Source organism: Kitasatospora dryopteridis (genome assembly GCF_050749075.1).
Classification (GTDB): domain Bacteria; phylum Actinomycetota; class Actinomycetes; order Streptomycetales; family Streptomycetaceae; genus Kitasatospora.
The window spans coordinates 7,611,634-7,626,839 of record NZ_CP192749.1; the positions used below are offsets into that span (position 1 = coordinate 7,611,634).

Consider the following 15,206-nt stretch of genomic DNA (forward strand, 5'->3'; position numbering starts at 1 on the left):
CCGTCGGCGCCGGGTCGGGAGGGTCCGGAGGCGAGCGGGCGGCAATCAGCCCCCCGGCGAATGGTAAAGGATTGGCAAAGCAGCGGGACGAAACCTCGGTTCCGGCCTCTTTTCCCGGTGACCGGCCCGCCCGTGGCCGGCAGTTCCCGGGAGGTGTTCCGTGCGTCCTTGTCCCAGTGGCCGCCCGGCATTGCAGTCGCCGTCCGCCCTTTCCGAGCGGACGTCCCCGGCGGGCCGCGGCGCCGCCCGAGCCGCCAAGTCCGGTGCCCCTCCCCGGCGGTGCTGTCCCGGTGCGCAGCGGAGGGAGCCGCTGTGGATGCGCTGACCCTGCCCGGCGGGGGCCGCAGCGGACCCAGTGGTCGCAGTGGACCCGGCGGACCCGGCGGGCGCGGCGCCCGCGGAGGCCGCCGCGAACCGGTGCGGCGCCGGCCGGCCGAGCCCGCCGACCTGGCGGCACTGCGGGCCGGCCAGGGAACGGTCCAGGCGGTGGCGCTCTCCACGGTGCCGGGGCCGCCCCCGCCCGGGCTGTCCGCCGTGAAGGTGGTCGCCTACCTCCACGGGCCGGAACCGTATCTACTGATCCCCGACCCCGCCCCCGGGATGCAGCACACGCTCGCCCGCTGGCTCCGCGGCAGGTCGGCGGTGGTGGGCCCGGTGGTGTCGCGGGCCGACGCCGGCGCCTCGCTGCGCTGGGCCCGCACCCTGCTGGCGGTGACACCCCAGTGGCCGGGCACCACCGGGGAACTCCTCTTCGTCGAGGACCACCTGGCGAAGGTGATGCTCTTCCAGGACCCGCTGCTGGCCGGCCGCCTGTCGGCCAAGTGGCTCGGCAGGCTGAGAGACATGACGCCGCGCCAGCGCGACCGGATGGAGCAGACCCTGCTCGCCTGGCTGGAGGGCGGAGGCGCGGCGGAGGCGGCCGTGCTGCTGCGCATCCACCCCAACACCGTCCGGTACCGGCTCCGCAAGCTGGAGCGGATCTTCGGCAGCAGCCTGCGCACCGCGCAGGCCCGGTTCGAGATCCTGCTGGCACTGAAGATCCACGGCATGGCGGCCGAGTGCGCCCGGCTGCGCCGCCGGGCGGAGGAACTGCCCCCGGCGCCCGAGCCCCGGCAGGACGTCCGGCGCAGCGGCGCGTGAGCCGTACCCCGTCCTGACCGTCCCCCGATTCCCGTGACCTTCGACCGGGACGTGCGACCACCGAGTCTGTCCATTTCCGACGAATTCTCCGACGAAATACCCAGCGGCCCGTAGTGTGTCGGTGCAGCCGCCGGGAATTCGTTCGGACGATTTCCGCCGGCGGGTCGGTGCGCTCGTTTCGCCCCCGGCGTGATGAGGAAGCCGATGTCATCTTCGAGGAAGAAGCGCGGACGTGGAACATTCCCCTACGGCATTCCCAAGGTGAGCCGATTTCCGCGGTCCTTCGCCACTCTTCTCGTGATCCTTGCCATGATGTCGACGGCGGCGGCGCTGCTGGTCCCCGTCGTGCGGTCCGCGGGCTCGTACCGCAGCCCGCAGGCGGGGGAGGCGTCGCCGGGGACGGTGCAGACGCCGACCGGGCCGCTGACCCCGCTCGACCGGGACTTCGTCAAACGGGTCCGGCTGGCGGGACTGTGGGAGCTCCCGGCAGGCCGGATGGCCCTCGACAAGGGCGGCACCCCCGAGGTCAAGACCGCCGGCGAGCACCTGATCGCCGGGCACACCGATCTCGACCGGGCCGTGCTGGAGGCGGCCGCGACCCTGAACCTGGGCGTCCCCGAGGAGCCCTCCGACCAGCAGAAGGCCTGGCTGAAACAGCTGGACGCCGCCCAGGGGGAGGAGTTCGACCGGCTTTTCGCCAATATTCTGCGCAATGCCCACGGCCAGGTGTTCGCCGTTGTCGCCCAGGTGCGCGCCGGCACCCAGAATTCCACCGTCCGGGATCTCGCGACCGTGACGAATTCCACGGTGCTGGACCACATCACGGTCCTCGAGAACACCGGGCTGGTGAATTACGGCGCCCTTTCCGGGCCGCCGGGAGGCTCGTCCTCGCCGTCCGCGAAGCCGGTCCCGGCACCCGGGGGGACGCAGCGCTAGACACATGCAGCAACAAGGCTGTCCACGCCTGTCCGACAGGCCCGATCCCGTTTCGAGGGTACGAACATGAGGATTCACAAACGTGATGCGGCGGGGCGGAGAATGCTCGCCCTGCTGCTGGCCGGGGTGCTGGCCGTCGGCGGCGCGTCGGTGCTCGCCGCGGCGGCGTTCGCCGGGCAGCGCCCGTGGCGCTCGCAGCCGGCCGCCGCCCAGATGGGCACCGTCGCCTGCGCGGACGTCGGTGCGAGCCTGGCCTCCGTCCCGGACGAGGCCAAGGCGGACGTCGACCGCGGCCTCGCCGAGCTCGACGTGCAGGTGGCGGACGCGTACCAGAGCCTCGCGGAGCCCGGCGCCGGCGGCGGCGAGAAGCGCGTCATGGGCGACCTGGCGGCCAAGCGCTCCGAGACCCTGCAGAAGCTCGCGGCGAGCGCCGGACCGGACTCCGGCCTGCCCAAGGACGTCGCCGGACTGGCGAACTGCTCGATCCGGCGCGACCTGGTGGTCGACGCGTCCGCCCGGGACTACACCCCCGAGGCCGTGAACGCGGCCGAGCGCAGCAAGGCCCCGACCGCGCAGAAGTCGCAGAAGTCCGGCCTGGGACGCGGATTCGTCGACATCAGGTCGGTGGCCCCGAACAACGCCAAGCCCGCCCGGACGGGCCCCGCCACCGGCAGCTTCACCTCCCGGTGCGGCCGCAACGAGAACCGCCACCTCAACCCCGACAACGTGATTGTGGCCCCCGGCGTCAGCAACGGCGCCCACCACATGCACGACTACGTCGGGAACCGCATCACCGACGGCTTCTCCTCCAACGGCAAGCTCGCCGGCGCCGGCACCACCTGCTCCAACGGGGACCAGTCGGCCTACTACTGGCCGGTGCTGCGGCTCCTCGACGGCAGCAACGACAAGGACCTCAAGGCCCCGGGCGGCGGAAAGGACCGCAACGTGGGGCGCATCCTGCAGCCGGCCGAGGCCGGCATCACCTACAACTCGCCCAACGGGGCCAAGGTCCAGCCGATGACCCGTTTCCTGCGGATCATCACCGGCGACGCCAAGGCCCTCACCAACGGGCCCGACAACGCCCACGCCTCGTGGAGCTGCACCGGGTTCGAGGACCGGCAGCTCGCCGACAAGTACCCGATCTGCCCGAACGGCAGCCGGGTCGTGCGGACGCTGAAGTTCCCCGACTGCTGGGACGGCAAGAACATCGACAGCGCCAACCACCGCACCCACACCGCCTTCTCCAAGAACGGCAGCTGCCCGAGGAACTTCCGGGTGATCCCCCAGCTGGTGCAGCGCGTCACCTACGACGTGCCGTCCGGGGTGAAGTTCGCCGTCGACAGCTTCCCCGAGCAGCTCCACAACCCGATCACCGACCACGGTGACTTCATCAACGTGATGAACCGCAACCTGCTGGACCAGATGGTCAGCTGCATCAACGAGGGTCGTCGCTGCGGATGACCCGCAGGGCCGCGGCCGGGACGCACCCGGGCGGCCCGGGCCGCCGGTACCCGCGCGGCCCGCCCGGGAACGCCGGGCGCCCCATTCGAGCGGAGCAAGGACGAGGCCGGAGGGCTCAGGCATGTTGACAGGGCAAGGACGCCGATCCTGGCATTCGGCCGCGGGGCCGGCACGGGCGGGCCGGGCACACCGGGCGGCCGGAGCACGCCGGACGGACCGCATGGACCGCACCGTCGAGATGGAGCGGATCGGCCGGACCGGCCCCGCCGCACCGGCGCCCGAGGTGACCGTCGTGGGCCGGCCCGAGGAGGCGGGCCGGACTCCGCGCTCGCCGTGGTCGCTCCTGCCGTGGCTGGCGATGGGCCTGGGCCTGGCGGCCGTGGTCCTCAACGGTGCACTGCAGGCGTTCCTCGGGGTGGCCGCCGGGGTCCTCGCCCTGGTGTCCTTCTCCTCCGCCGTCCTGTGGGGGCTCACGGCGACCGACCGGCTGCTGCTGTACCCCGTCCACCGCCTGGCCGCCCAGGCGATCCACCGGGCGATGGGCATCAGCGGCGTGGTCTTCCTCGTCCTGCACGTGTGGATGAACCTGATCCAGGACCACATCGGCGCGCTGGCGGCCTTCGTGCCGTTCACCGACCCCGATCGGCCGGTGCTCCTCGGCCTCGGCGTGGTCGCCGGATACCTGCTCCTGGCGGTGGCCCTCGCCGGAGCGGCCCGCGGGCTGCTCGCCCGCACCGGCGAGGCCCGCCGGTGGCGGATCGTCCACATCCTCGCCTATCCGGCCTGGGGCGCCGCACTCGTCCACGGGCTGAACGCGAGCCGGGTGCCCGCCCCCTGGGTGACCGTCCTCTACAGCGCCGCCGTGGTGGGCGTGGTCGTCGTGCTCGGGCTGCGGATGGCCTTCCAGGACCGCGGCCCGGCCCGCCGGCCCGCCGCCCCCGTCCGGCCCGAGGCGCCCGGTCGGCCGACGGTCGGCGCGGGCACCGGACGGCGGCGGCAGGACGGATGAGCGGCGCACCGATCGCCTGGCTCGGCCGGCCGGTCCTGTTCGCGGGCCTGGAACAGACCGAGCGGCTGGACTACCGCGAGCACCTGCTCGTCCACGGCGGCAGGCCGGGATGGCGGCCGACGAACTGGCCGACCTGGCCGAGAACGTCAACCTGCGGGGCCGGGGCGGAGCCGGCTTCCCGTTCGCGAGGAAGGTCCGGGCCGTCGTCAAGTCGGCCGCCCGCCGCCGCACCCGCCCGGTGGTGGTGGTCAACGGAACGGAAGGAGAACCGAGTTGCCTGAAAGACGCCGCACTCCTGCTGCGGACCCCCCACCTCGTCATGGACGGTGCCCTGCTGGCGGCCGAGGCACTGGACGCCGAACAGGTGGTGCTCGGAGTCACCCGCGCCGACACCGAGCAGTCGCTGCGCCAGGCACTGGCCGAGCGGCGCGGGACGCGGGTGCCGGTCTCCGTCGCCCGACTGCCCGAGCGGTTCGTCTCGGGGGAGGGGAGCTCACTGGCCCGCGGCATCACCAGCGGGATCGCCCTCCCGCGCGGCGGCGGTGTGCGGACCAGCGACAGCGGTGTCGGGGGCCTGCCGACCCTGCTGTCCAACGCCGAGACGTACGCGCAGCTCGCGGTCGCGGCCCGGCTGGGGGCACTGCCGTACCGAGAGGTCGGCATCCCGACGGAGCCGGGGACGGTCCTGCTGACCCTGGCCGGCTCCCAGGTCGTGGAGACACCCACCGGTGTTCCGCTCGCCGAACTGCTCGGAATGTTCGGCATGGACATCGGGCAGGGCGTCCTGACCGGCGGTTACCACGGCACCTGGCTGACCCCCGAGGCCGCCGGCAAGGCCCTGGTGTCGCGCCAGTCCATGCAGGCCCTCGGCGGGGCGCTGGGCGCCGGCGCGATCCTCCCCCTGCCGCACACCACCTGCCCGCTGGGCGAGGCGCTCCGCGTCGCCCGCTGGATGGCCGACGAAACGGCCGGCCAGTGCGGCCCCTGCTACCTCGGCCTCCCCGCCGTGGTCAAGGCCCTGGAGGCAGTGGTCCGGGGCGGCGGCCGGGCCGCCCTGGACGTGCTCGAGACCCGGATGCGGGCGGTCAAGGGACGGGGCGCGTGCAGCCACCCCGACGCCGCCGCCCGGTTCGTGATCTCGGCCCTGGAGGTCTTCGACGAGGACCTGCAGATGCACTCGTACCAGTACGGCTGCGGCCGGACCGTCCAGGACGTGCTCCCGATGCCGGTCGTGGAGAGCGCCGGAAGCATCGTCGTGGACTGGACGCTCTGCGAGGCCCACGGGCTGTGCACCAGCGTCCTCCCCGAGGTCATCAGCCTGGAGGCGGACGGCTTCCCCGCCGCCGGCGTCATGCCCGTCCCGCCGCAGCTGCTCCAGCAGGCCGCCCGCGCGGTCGACCGGTGCCCCGCACTGGCGCTGCGCATCCAGTGAGCGCCGCCCGGCCCCCGGCCGGCCGCTCCACCGACCACCCGACCGACCACTCGGCCGACAGCCGTGCCCTGCGCCCGGCGGGCCGTCCGACCTGTCCCCGCAATTCCCCGAAAGACCAGGCACCACCGATGGAAAGGCAAGGACGATCTTGACGACGAAACGATACGGACTCGTAGCGGTCTGCCTCCTGCTGGCCGGCCTCGTCCTCATGGCGGCCTTCGGGAGCGCCAACAGCAGTGCCAGTCCGTCCAACGCGAAGGCCGACTCCGGGCAGGTGGCCGGTGCGACGCCGGCCCCGGCCGGCGGGTACGGCGTCTACGGCGACGCCGCGCCCTCCGCGGGCGCCGGCAGCGGCAAGGCCGCCGGTCAGCTGGCCGTCCGGGTGGACGAGAAGCTCGGCCCCGTCCTGACGGACAGCGAGGGCTTCACCCTCTACCGGTTCGACAAGGACACCGCCAAGCCGCCGGCGTCCAACTGCTCCGGCACCTGTGCCACGACCTGGCCGCCGGTCGTCAACGACGGCAACACCACGGCCGGCAACGGGATCGACTCGGAGAAGCTCGGAGTGCTCACCCGCGCCGACGGCATGCGCCAGCTGACGGTGGGCGGCTGGCCCGCCTACCGCTACGCGCAGGACAAGGCGCCCGGCGACACCAAGGGCGAGGGCGTGGGCGGCACGTGGCACGCCCTGGCGCCGGACGGGTCGAAGGCCAAGGCCGGCGGCTCCGGTGCCACGGCGACCGCCGCGCCGACGGCGCAGCCCACCGAGCAGCAGGAGCAGACCCAGCAGCAGCCCCCGGCGGGCCTGCAGATCTCCGTCTTCGTCCACCCGCAGCTCGGCCCGATCATGGTGGACGCCAACGGCCGGACCCTCTACCACTTCGGCAAGGACACCGCCTGGCCGATGAAGTCCAACTGCGTGGGGGAGTGCCTCAAGACCTGGACGCCCGCGCCCCCGGTGGACCCCAAGAAGATCAAGGGCGTGGACCCGAAGCTGGTCGGCAAGATGCAGCGGCCGGACGGCAGCTGGCAGCTGAGCATCAACTGCACGCCCGCGTACCTCTACACGGGCGACCAGGGCTACGGTGACGCCCTCGGCAACGGCATGGGCAACGGGATGTGGACGGCCATCAACCCGCAGGGCAAGGCGGCGACCGGCAAGTGAGGGCGCTGAGCGCCTCCCTCGCACCGCCGGGGAGCGACCGTACCGTCCGCACCGCGCTCAAGTGGTCCGCGCTGCTCGTCCTGCTCCTCCTGGGGGTCGCCGAACTCCTCTGGGGGGCAGGCGGGATGGCCGGCCCGTCGCAGGCGGCGGAGCGCCCGGACAGCCACCGCTCGGTGGAGGACCTGGCCCGCCGGATCGGCTGCACGGCCGAGATCACCACCGACGCGGCCGACCTCCGGCAGGGCCTGTGCACCTCCGGTGGGGAAGAGGTGTGGATCGCCACCTTCCCGACCGCACGCGCCCAGGACGCCTGGACCACGGAGGCCAAGGCCTACGGCGGGTCGTACCTGGTGGGCGACAGGTGGGTGGTCGTGCTGTCCGACACCACGGCGGACACCATGCACGGGCTGCTCGGCGGACAGATCGTCGGCGGGGTCGACCACGCCGGCGCGCACATGCAACCCGGCAGCGGGTGAACAGTCCCAACAACGAACAACAGGGCGAGGGTCCCCGCCGGCACCGGCCGGCGGGGACCCTCGCCCGTTGCTGCTCTCCGCCGTCGTACGGTGCCTGACCGTGGCGAAAGGGCATATGACGGACCGTCAGTTTTTCATGAAACCGCGTCGGGCGGGACGCGCAACCATGCCAATGCTGTATCAACTGTTTTGAAATTGATGGGCCTTCGTACTTGACGTGGCCTTGCCAGGGTGTTGACGGGCGCCGCAGCCGGCCGCCAGGGCGGCTGCGGCACGGCCTGCGCGCCGCTTCGCCGCAATGCACGCGGTTTCAACACATTCGGTTCCGGAATCGCCGGGCGCCCGGCCCCTCCGGAGACGGTTGCCCTGAAACCCATGGGACTGGTGTGCTGTGGCCCTTCCTGCCACACCGTCCCGACGGCCCAGCAGCAGACCGCCGTCGATGCCCTTTTCCAGGCAGTTCCCCGTCCCGGCCCGGTCGGCCGACATGCCGGCCAGGCCGCGAACTCCCCGCCGTGAGAAGGCCAGAGCTGAGGAGGAACACATGACCCTTCGTACCAGCACCCGCGAATCGGGTTTGAGCGCGCTGAGCGACGCCGAACTCGCGGAGGCGCTCGCTGCTTCGACCCCGACCGGCACCTCCCGCATCCGGGAGGTGATGGCCGAGGTGTTCACCCGCCACCACGGTGCCGTGCTCGCCTACGCCCGCCGCTACTGCCGCGACCTGCAGACCGCCCAGGACCTCGCCGCCGAGGCCTACGTCAGCACCTACACGTCCGTCGCCCGCGGCCGCGGCCCGCGGTACGCCTGGCGCCCGTACCTGCAGGCCTGCGTCCGCCGGACGGCCATGGAGTGGAGCGCCCAGACCACCGACCGGGTCGTGCTGCCGGAGGACTTCCACACCTGGGCCGAGCTCCTGGCCGACGAGGCGGAGACCGAGGGCGCCCTGCTCGCGGCAGAGGAGACGGCACTGGTCGCCAAGGCCTACCGCTCCCTCCCCGAGCGGTGGCAGGTGCTGCTGTGGTTCTTCGTGGTGGAGGGCGAGTCCGCCGCCACCGTCGCCCAGCGGATGAGCATGACGCCCAGCGGGGTGCGCTCCCTCGCCGCCCGCGCCCGCGCCGGGCTGCGCGAGGCGTACCTGCGCGCGCACGTGGACGAGGGCACCGGCCTGGAGTGCGGCTACTTCACCTCGCTGCTGACCGGCGCCGTCCGCCGCCCCGGCCGGCGCCGCGGACGGGAGCTCGCCCGGCACCTGGAGGAGTGCCTCGGCTGCGGCCGGGTGGCCGAGGAGTTCCGCCGGGCCAACCGCCGCATCGTCACCACGTCCCTGGTGCCCACCCGCCCCGCGGCGGTGCGGCCGTGCTGATCCCGGCCGGCGGCCCGAGCGTCCGGTCCGTCACGGACGCCCCCGGGCGGCAGCACATCCGGCGAAGCCCGGAGCCGTTCCGGGGAGGCAACCCGCAGCCGGACGGCGGCCGCGCCCGCCCCCTCCCGCCGCTCGCCCGGTGGGGACCGGGCCTCGCGGGAAGGGATGCGGCGCACCATGGGCCGACCCGGCCCGAGGCCCTCCGGCCCACCGCAGAACGGCACGGCCCTGCTCCGCCCGGAACCCCCCCGGGCGGAGCAGCGGGCTCTTTTCGGATAGCGCCGGACGAGCCGCGGTCAGCCGGCGGCGGCCCGGTCGCGGGTGGTGTGCGGCCAGGCGTGGTGGTGCCGGTCGATGACGTAGTGGTGGCCGTGGCTCCAGCCGCCGGCCCGGGACAGGTGGGCGCCGGCGAGGTGGGGGTGCCCGGGCGGCAGGTCGGTGTGCTCGTGCTGGAGCGCGTCGGGGTCGCGGCGGGGCCACAGCGCGACGGCGCCCAGGGCGGCGGCGAGCGCGATGCCGCCCAGGACGAGGGCGGTGGCGGGCAGTCCGGCACCGGCGGCGAGCCAGCCGGCGAGCGGGTAGGTCAGCAGCCAGCAGGAGTGCGAGAGCGAGAACTGGGCGGCGAACGCGGCCGGCAGGTCCTCGTCGGCGGCCGAGCGGCGGATCACCCGCCCACCGGGGGTGAGCACCGCCGAACCGGCGGCACCGATCAGCGCCCATGCTGCCAGCAGTGCGGCCCACGCCCACCCGTCCGGGGCGGCGGCGGTGACCGCGGCGACGACGGCGAGCACGGCGGGCAGTGCCAGGGCCGCGGGCAGCATCACCGCCCGGTCGCCCACCCGCGACAGAAGGCGCGGCAGCGCCAGTGCGGCGAGCATCGATCCTGCGCCGTAGGCGCCGAGTGCGAGCGAGACGTCCCCGGCAGCCCGGTGGAAGTGCCCGCGCACCACCACGACCGTGTTCACGAACACGATCGCCCCGGCGGCGGCGACCGCGAGGTCGAGCGCGAGCAGGGCCCGCAGCCTGGGCGTGGCCCGGAACAGCCGGGAGCCGAACGCCGCCCGGGTGCGGACACCACCGGTGCGTTCGGCCGCGGGAGCCTTCGGCAGGGCGGCGGAGACGATCAGGGCGGCCGAGGCGGCGAAGCCGAGCGCCGTCCCGGTGAACAGCCAGTCGTAGGAGACCGCGGTCAGCAGCAGCGCGGCCAGTGCCGGGCTGAACAGCGACTCCAGGTCGTAGGCGAGTCGGGAGAGCGACAGGGCGTCGGTGTAGTCCCGTTCGGCGGGCAGCACCTGGGGGACGGTCGCCTGGAAGGTCGGGGTGAACGCGGCCGAGGCCGCCTGCAGCAGGAACACCATCAGGTAGATCTGCCACACCCGGTCGACGAACGGCAGGGCCAGGGCCGTGCCGGCCCGGGTGAGGTCCGTCGCGACCATCAGCGCCCGGCGCGGGATGCGGCCGGCGAAGGCACCCGCGAGCGGTGCGATGCCCACGTACGCCACCATCTTGATCGCCAGGGCGGTGCCCAGCACTGCGCCCGCATCGGTCCCGGCGAGGTCGTACGCCAGCAGGGCGAGCGCCACCGTCGCCAGTCCGGTGCCGACCAGGGCGACGACCTGCGCCGTGAACAGATGGCGGTAGGTGCGGTTGCGCAGCACGGCAAGCATGGCCCGTCCCCGGTGCGTCGGTAGTCCGGCCGTCCCATCGTAATCAACATGTGCGTACTTACGCACATGTTGGAACGGCGGGCGCAGGGCGGGGTGCGGAGCAGGGTCAGTCGTGGGGCGGCAGTGAGCCGATCTGATGGTCGGCGACGTTCAGGGCCTCGTCGACCAGGCGGCGCAGGTGGCCGTGGCGCAGGGAGTAGACGACGCGGCGGCCGTCCTTGCGGGTGCTGACCAGGCCGGCCAGGCGGAGCTTGGCCAAGTGCTGGCTGACGGACGGCCGGGCGGCACCGGTCGCCTCGACCAGGGTGGTCACGTCCGCCTCCCCGCGGCCCAGTCGCTCCAGCAGGGCGAGGCGGGTGCGGTCGGCGAGCAGGACGAGAACGGCGGCCGCGACGTCGAGGCGCTCACTGCTGGAGCGCTCCTGCGACGGGTGTGCATGTGCGACCGGAGTGCGCGTGTCCATCCGGCCATCGTAGCCGCGGCCGCGGCCGCGGTTGCGCATGTGCGCACATGTGCGTACCTCAGCCCCGTTGTGCGGAGCTGCGGTGCTCGGGCTTCCGGATCCAGGCGACGACGGCCGGGACGTCGACCGGGCGGGTCGTGTCGAGGTGCAGGGTCGGGCCGATCCGGAGCGGGCCGGCGGTGCGGCGCCAGTACTCCCACTCGCCGTCCGTCGGCAGGCCGCCGTGGATCGGGTGGCGTGGATGGCGGGCCTCGAAGCGGCGCCGGGCGGTCTCCGGCGGAACGTCGCACCGGATCTCCACCGCAGCGGGGTTGCCGGCGCGGTCCAGGCCCCGCAGGACGAAGTCCCGCGCGTCGGCAGGCCAGCAGGACTCCAGGACGGCACCGGCGGGTGCGTCCGCCAGCAGCGCCCACATCGTCTCGCCGGCCGCAGCGCCCAGCGCAGTGCTCCACCGCCGCAACGGCAGGTCGGCCCGCTCGGTGCCCAGCGCATCGGCATGGGCCTCCTTGACCGCGTCCTTACTGAACAGCGGCAGCCCCAGCCCGCGCGAAAGGGCGCGTGCGACGGTCGTCTTCCCGGCGCCGGGCAGCCCGTTGACCAGAACGGCGAGCGGGCCGGTCATGCGCTGCCGTGGTGGTCCGGCGCCTCGTGCAACCGTGCTGTCGCCGGCGGCTCCCCGGCCGTTCCCGCCGATTCCTCGTGGCTCACGCCCGCGAGGATAGCGGCCGCCGGACCGTCAGGTCCTTTCGCGGTGAGGGCATCCCGCCGATCCGTCCTTGCATGCAGCCTGCTGACGCATATGCTTCTCTCTTGCAAGCAATGTGCAATAGTGCTGCCTCGGCACGATCAACACCGCTCGTCGAAAGGGGCCGTGTCCCGCCATGGGCACCTACTCGCTTCCCGACCTCCCGTACGACTACTCCGCGCTCGAGCGCGCCATGTCCGCGGAGATCCTGGAGCTGCACCACTCCAAGCACCACGCCGCCTACGTCAAGGGCGCCAACGACACGATCGACCAGCTCGCCGAGGCACGTGACAAGGAGCAGTTCGGCGGCCTGGTCGGCCTGCAGAAGACGCTGGCCTTCCACCTGTCGGGCCACGTGCTGCACTCGCTGTTCTGGCAGAACCTCTCCCCGGAGGGCGGCGACCGCCCGGACGGCGCCCTCGGCGACGCCGTCACCGAGCACTTCGGCTCCTTCGAGGCCTTCAAGAAGCAGCTGACCACCGCCACCGTCGGCGTCCAGGGCAGCGGCTGGGGCATCCTCTCCTGGGAACCCCTCGGCAGGCGCCTGATCGTCGAGCAGGTCTACGACCACCACGGCAACGTCGGTCAGGGCACCACCCCGCTGCTCGCCTTCGACGCCTGGGAGCACGCGTACTACCTCCAGTACCGCAACGTGCGCCCCGACTACGTCGAGCGCCTGTGGGACGTCGTCAACTGGCAGGACGTCACCGAACGCTTCACCGCCGCCACCCGGGGCTGATCCGCGCCTGCGGCAGTCGAGCAGTGCTGCCGCAGCAGAGCCGCGGCGGCCCGCCCCCGACCGGGCGCGGCCGCCGCGGCTCCGTTCACGCCCCCGGATAGGGATGGAAGCCGCGGCCGGTCTTGCGGCCGAGGAGGCCGGCCTCGACCATCCGGGAGAGCAGCGGCGGGGGTGCGTACAGCGGCTCCTTGTACTCCTCGTAGAGCGAGCGGGCGATGGCCTCGACGGTGTCCAGGCCGATCAGGTCGGCCAGTCGGAGCGGGCCCATGGGGTGGGCGCAGCCGTGGACCATGCCGGCGTCGATGTCCTCGGGGGCGGCGTGGCCGGCCTCGGCCATCCGGATCGCGGACAGCAGGTAGGGCACCAGCAGGGCGTTGACGACGAAGCCGGCCCGGTCGCGGGAGCGGACGACGCGCTTGCCGAGGGTGCCGGAGGCGAAGCGCTCCACCCGGTCGAGCACGTGCGGGTCGGTGTGCAGCGAGGAGACCAGTTCCACCAGTGGCATGACCGGTGCGGGGTTGAAGAAGTGCAGGCCGAGCACGTGGGAGGCGCGGCCGGTGGCGATGCCGAGCCGGGTGACCGGGATGGCGGAGGTGTTGGTGGCCAGCACGGCGTGCTCGTCGGCGAGCACCTTGTCCAGGGTGGCGAGCACGTCGGTCTTGACGCTCTCCTCCTCGACGACGGCCTCGACCACGAGCTGGCGGTCGGCCAGTGCCTCGAGGTCGTCGGCGAACAACAGGTGTGCCCAGGCGTCGTCGCGGTCGGCGGGGTCGAGGCGGCCGCGGTCGACCGCGCGGTGCAGGGACCGGTCGATGCGGGCGCGGGCGGCGCGCAGGGCGTCCGGGCCGCGTTCGCAGACCACGGTGTCCAGGCCGGCGCGGGCGAACACCTCGGCGATGCCGGAGCCCATCTGCCCGGCGCCGACCACGGCGACCCGTCGGATCTCGTTCATGGCACTGCCTCCGTGGTGGGGCGGCTCACGCCGCGGTGCGGACTCGGACGAGGTGGCGGGCGTAGGCCTCGGTGGTGAGGAAGGCGGGCAGTTCGGCGCCCAGCGCGGTCTCCTCCAGGACCCGCACCGCGTCGTCCACCAGCGCCGGGTCGGCGCCCTCGGCGAGCAGCGCGGCCCGCTCCCGGTCGATCAGCCGCCGCACCGCGCCGGGGGTGACGAGCGAGCCGCCGGTGAGCCGGGAGCAGTGGTACTGCCACTGCCAGAGCTGGCAGCGGGCGATCTCGGCGGTGGCGACGTCCTCCATCAGCCCGAACACGGCGACCGCGCCGGTGCCGCCCAGCCAGGCCGTGAGGTAGCGCAGCGCGACGGCGACGTTGGAGCGCAGGCCCTGGTCGGTCGGCAGGCCGACGCTCAGCCGGTGGACGGCGAGCAGGTCGGCTGCGGTGACCTCGACGTCCTCGCGGCTGCGGTCGAGCTGGTTCGGGCGGTCGCCGAGGACGGCGTCGAAGGCGGTGCGGCAGGTGGCGACCAGGCCCGGGTGGGCGACCCACGAGCCGTCGAAGCCGTCGCCGGCCTCCCGTTCCTTGTCCAGCCGGACTTTGGTGAGCGCCACCTCGTCGGCCTCGGGGTCGCGCTGCGGGATCGCGGCGGCCATGCCGCCGATGGCGTGCGCGCCGCGCCGGTGGCAGGTGCGCACCAGCAGATCGGTGTAGGCGCGCATGAACGGCTGCGTCATGGTGAGGAAGGCCCGGTCGGGCAGCACGAACCGGGGGCCGTGGTGGGCGAAGTTCTTGATCAGGCTGAACAGGTAGTCCCACCGGCCCGCGTTCAACCCGGCGGCGTGGTCGCGCAGTTCGTAGAGGATCTCGTCCATCTCGAAGGCCGCGGTGATGGTCTCGATCAGCACGGTGGCCCGGACGGTGCCGTACGGGATGCCCAACTCGGCCTGGGCGAAGGTGAAGACGTCGTTCCACAGGCGGGCCTCGAGGTGGTTCTCCAGCTTGGGGAGGTAGAAGTACGGGCCGCTGCCGCGCTCGATCTGCCGCCGGCCGCAGTGGTACAGGTAGAGGCCGAAGTCCACCAGCGCGCCGACGGCAGGGCGGCCGTCGAACAGCAGGTGCGCCTCGTCCAGGTGCCAGCCGCGGGGGCGGACGACGACGGTGGCGGGGTCGTCACCGATCCGGTACCACCTGCCCTCCGTGGTGGTGTCGTCGATCCGGCGCTCGATCGCGTCCAGCAGGTTGAGCTGGCCGGAGACGATGTTGTGCCAGGTGGGGGCGGTGGCGTCCTCGAAGTCCGCGAGCCACACCCCGGCACCGGAGTTGAGCGCGTTGACGGTCATCCGGCGCTCGGGCGGGCCGGTGATCTCGACCCGGCGGTCGTGCAGGCCCGGTCCGGCGCCGGCCACCCGCCAGCCGGGGTCCTCGCGGACGGCGCGGGTCTCCGGACGGAAGTCCAGGGTACCGCCGTCGGCCAGGTCGGCGGCGCGGCGGGCGCGTTCGGCGAGCAGTGCGGTGCGGCGGTCGGCGAAGGCCTCGTGCAGGCGGGCGAGGAATCCCAGGGCGTCGGGGGTGAGGATCTCCTCGAAGCGGTCCTCGTGCCCGCCGAGGACCTCGATGCGGCTCTGACTCATGCGGCTCTCCAGGAAGGTGGGC

General features: G+C 73.4%; 14 protein-coding genes. 9 read left to right on the top strand and 5 right to left on the bottom strand.

Translation table 11 applies throughout. The features are described 5' to 3' along the window. Window positions 1-417 precede the first annotated feature (417 nt). From ACQ614_RS34535 to ACQ614_RS34570, 8 genes are all read left to right on the top strand, one after another. Entirely contained in the window at window positions 418-1,140 is a 723-nt protein-coding gene (locus ACQ614_RS34535) for a PucR family transcriptional regulator (protein ID WP_431683051.1), read from the top strand. Window positions 1,141-1,437: 297 nt separating this feature from the next. Beyond that, a complete protein-coding gene (locus ACQ614_RS34540) occupies window positions 1,438-2,076 on the top strand; it encodes a DUF4142 domain-containing protein (protein WP_431683052.1) in 639 nt (212 codons plus the stop codon). A gap of 66 nt (window positions 2,077-2,142) precedes the next feature. After that, window positions 2,143-3,537, top strand: coding sequence for a DUF1996 domain-containing protein (locus ACQ614_RS34545; protein ID WP_431683053.1), 1,395 nt, complete (start codon window positions 2,143-2,145; stop codon window positions 3,535-3,537). Window positions 3,538-3,757: 220 nt separating this feature from the next. Further along, a complete protein-coding gene (locus ACQ614_RS34550; protein WP_431683054.1) occupies window positions 3,758-4,546 on the top strand; it encodes a hypothetical protein in 789 nt (262 codons plus the stop codon). A gap of 109 nt (window positions 4,547-4,655) precedes the next feature. Continuing rightward, window positions 4,656-5,978 carry an NADH-ubiquinone oxidoreductase-F iron-sulfur binding region domain-containing protein gene (locus tag ACQ614_RS34555; RefSeq protein ID WP_431683055.1) on the top strand — a complete coding sequence of 441 codons (1,323 nt, stop codon included), beginning with the start codon at window positions 4,656-4,658 and terminating at the stop codon, window positions 5,976-5,978. 148 nt (window positions 5,979-6,126) lie between these two features. Then, window positions 6,127-7,143 (top strand): SCO0930 family lipoprotein, encoded by a 1,017-nt coding sequence (locus ACQ614_RS34560; protein ID WP_431683056.1) that lies wholly within the window; start codon window positions 6,127-6,129, stop codon window positions 7,141-7,143. Next, window positions 7,140-7,619, top strand: a complete 480-nt coding sequence (locus ACQ614_RS34565; protein WP_431683057.1) for a hypothetical protein — start codon at window positions 7,140-7,142, stop codon at window positions 7,617-7,619. Before ACQ614_RS34560 ends, ACQ614_RS34565 begins: the two co-directional genes overlap by 4 nt. Window positions 7,620-8,163: 544 nt before the next feature. After that, a complete protein-coding gene (locus tag ACQ614_RS34570) occupies window positions 8,164-8,985 on the top strand; it encodes an RNA polymerase sigma factor (protein ID WP_431683058.1) in 822 nt (273 codons plus the stop codon). Window positions 8,986-9,281: 296 nt separating this feature from the next. On the opposite strand, the gene ACQ614_RS34575 is transcribed toward ACQ614_RS34570, so the two are convergent. From ACQ614_RS34575 to ACQ614_RS34585, 3 genes are all read right to left on the bottom strand, one after another. Beyond that, window positions 9,282-10,652: an MFS transporter gene (locus tag ACQ614_RS34575; RefSeq protein ID WP_431683059.1), complete on the bottom strand. Its 1,371-nt coding sequence runs from the start codon at window positions 10,650-10,652 to the stop codon at window positions 9,282-9,284. A gap of 106 nt (window positions 10,653-10,758) precedes the next feature. Continuing rightward, complete coding sequence (locus tag ACQ614_RS34580) at window positions 10,759-11,115, bottom strand: ArsR/SmtB family transcription factor (protein ID WP_363491291.1); 357 nt, start codon at window positions 11,113-11,115, stop codon at window positions 10,759-10,761. Window positions 11,116-11,173: 58 nt separating this feature from the next. Next, window positions 11,174-11,737: an AAA family ATPase gene (locus ACQ614_RS34585; protein ID WP_431683060.1), complete on the bottom strand. Its 564-nt coding sequence runs from the start codon at window positions 11,735-11,737 to the stop codon at window positions 11,174-11,176. A gap of 259 nt (window positions 11,738-11,996) precedes the next feature. On the opposite strand from ACQ614_RS34585, the gene ACQ614_RS34590 reads away from it, so the two are divergent. Then, window positions 11,997-12,599, top strand: coding sequence for a superoxide dismutase (locus ACQ614_RS34590; protein ID WP_431683061.1), 603 nt, complete (start codon window positions 11,997-11,999; stop codon window positions 12,597-12,599). 85 nt (window positions 12,600-12,684) lie between these two features. Here the strand turns inward: ACQ614_RS34590 and ACQ614_RS34595 are convergent, their stop codons facing one another. Together ACQ614_RS34595 and aceB are read right to left on the bottom strand one after the other, a co-directional pair. After that, window positions 12,685-13,551 (bottom strand): 3-hydroxybutyryl-CoA dehydrogenase, encoded by an 867-nt coding sequence (locus ACQ614_RS34595; protein WP_431683062.1) that lies wholly within the window; start codon window positions 13,549-13,551, stop codon window positions 12,685-12,687. Window positions 13,552-13,576: 25 nt separating this feature from the next. Beyond that, the gene (gene aceB, locus ACQ614_RS34600) at window positions 13,577-15,184 is read right to left on the bottom strand and encodes a malate synthase A (RefSeq protein ID WP_431683063.1); all 1,608 of its coding nucleotides are present in this window, start codon (window positions 15,182-15,184) and stop codon (window positions 13,577-13,579) included. Window positions 15,185-15,206: the final 22 nt, after the last annotated feature.

Bases quoted from the DNA above. Each gene is read 5' to 3' on its own strand.
- ACQ614_RS34595 (WP_431683062.1), bottom strand. From the start codon at position 13,551: ATGAACGAGATCCGACGGGTCGCCGTGGTCGGCGCCGGGCAGATGGGC.
- ACQ614_RS34580 (WP_363491291.1), bottom strand. From the start codon at position 11,115: ATGGACACGCGCACTCCGGTCGCACATGCACACCCGTCGCAGGAGCGC.
- ACQ614_RS34570 (WP_431683058.1), top strand. From the start codon at position 8,164: ATGACCCTTCGTACCAGCACCCGCGAATCGGGTTTGAGCGCGCTGAGC.
- ACQ614_RS34555 (WP_431683055.1), top strand. From the start codon at position 4,656: ATGGCGGCCGACGAACTGGCCGACCTGGCCGAGAACGTCAACCTGCGG.
- aceB (WP_431683063.1), bottom strand. From the start codon at position 15,184: ATGAGTCAGAGCCGCATCGAGGTCCTCGGCGGGCACGAGGACCGCTTC.
- ACQ614_RS34550 (WP_431683054.1), top strand. From the start codon at position 3,758: ATGGACCGCACCGTCGAGATGGAGCGGATCGGCCGGACCGGCCCCGCC.
- ACQ614_RS34575 (WP_431683059.1), bottom strand. From the start codon at position 10,652: ATGCTTGCCGTGCTGCGCAACCGCACCTACCGCCATCTGTTCACGGCG.
- ACQ614_RS34590 (WP_431683061.1), top strand. From the start codon at position 11,997: ATGGGCACCTACTCGCTTCCCGACCTCCCGTACGACTACTCCGCGCTC.
- ACQ614_RS34585 (WP_431683060.1), bottom strand. From the start codon at position 11,737: ATGACCGGCCCGCTCGCCGTTCTGGTCAACGGGCTGCCCGGCGCCGGG.
- ACQ614_RS34545 (WP_431683053.1), top strand. From the start codon at position 2,143: ATGAGGATTCACAAACGTGATGCGGCGGGGCGGAGAATGCTCGCCCTG.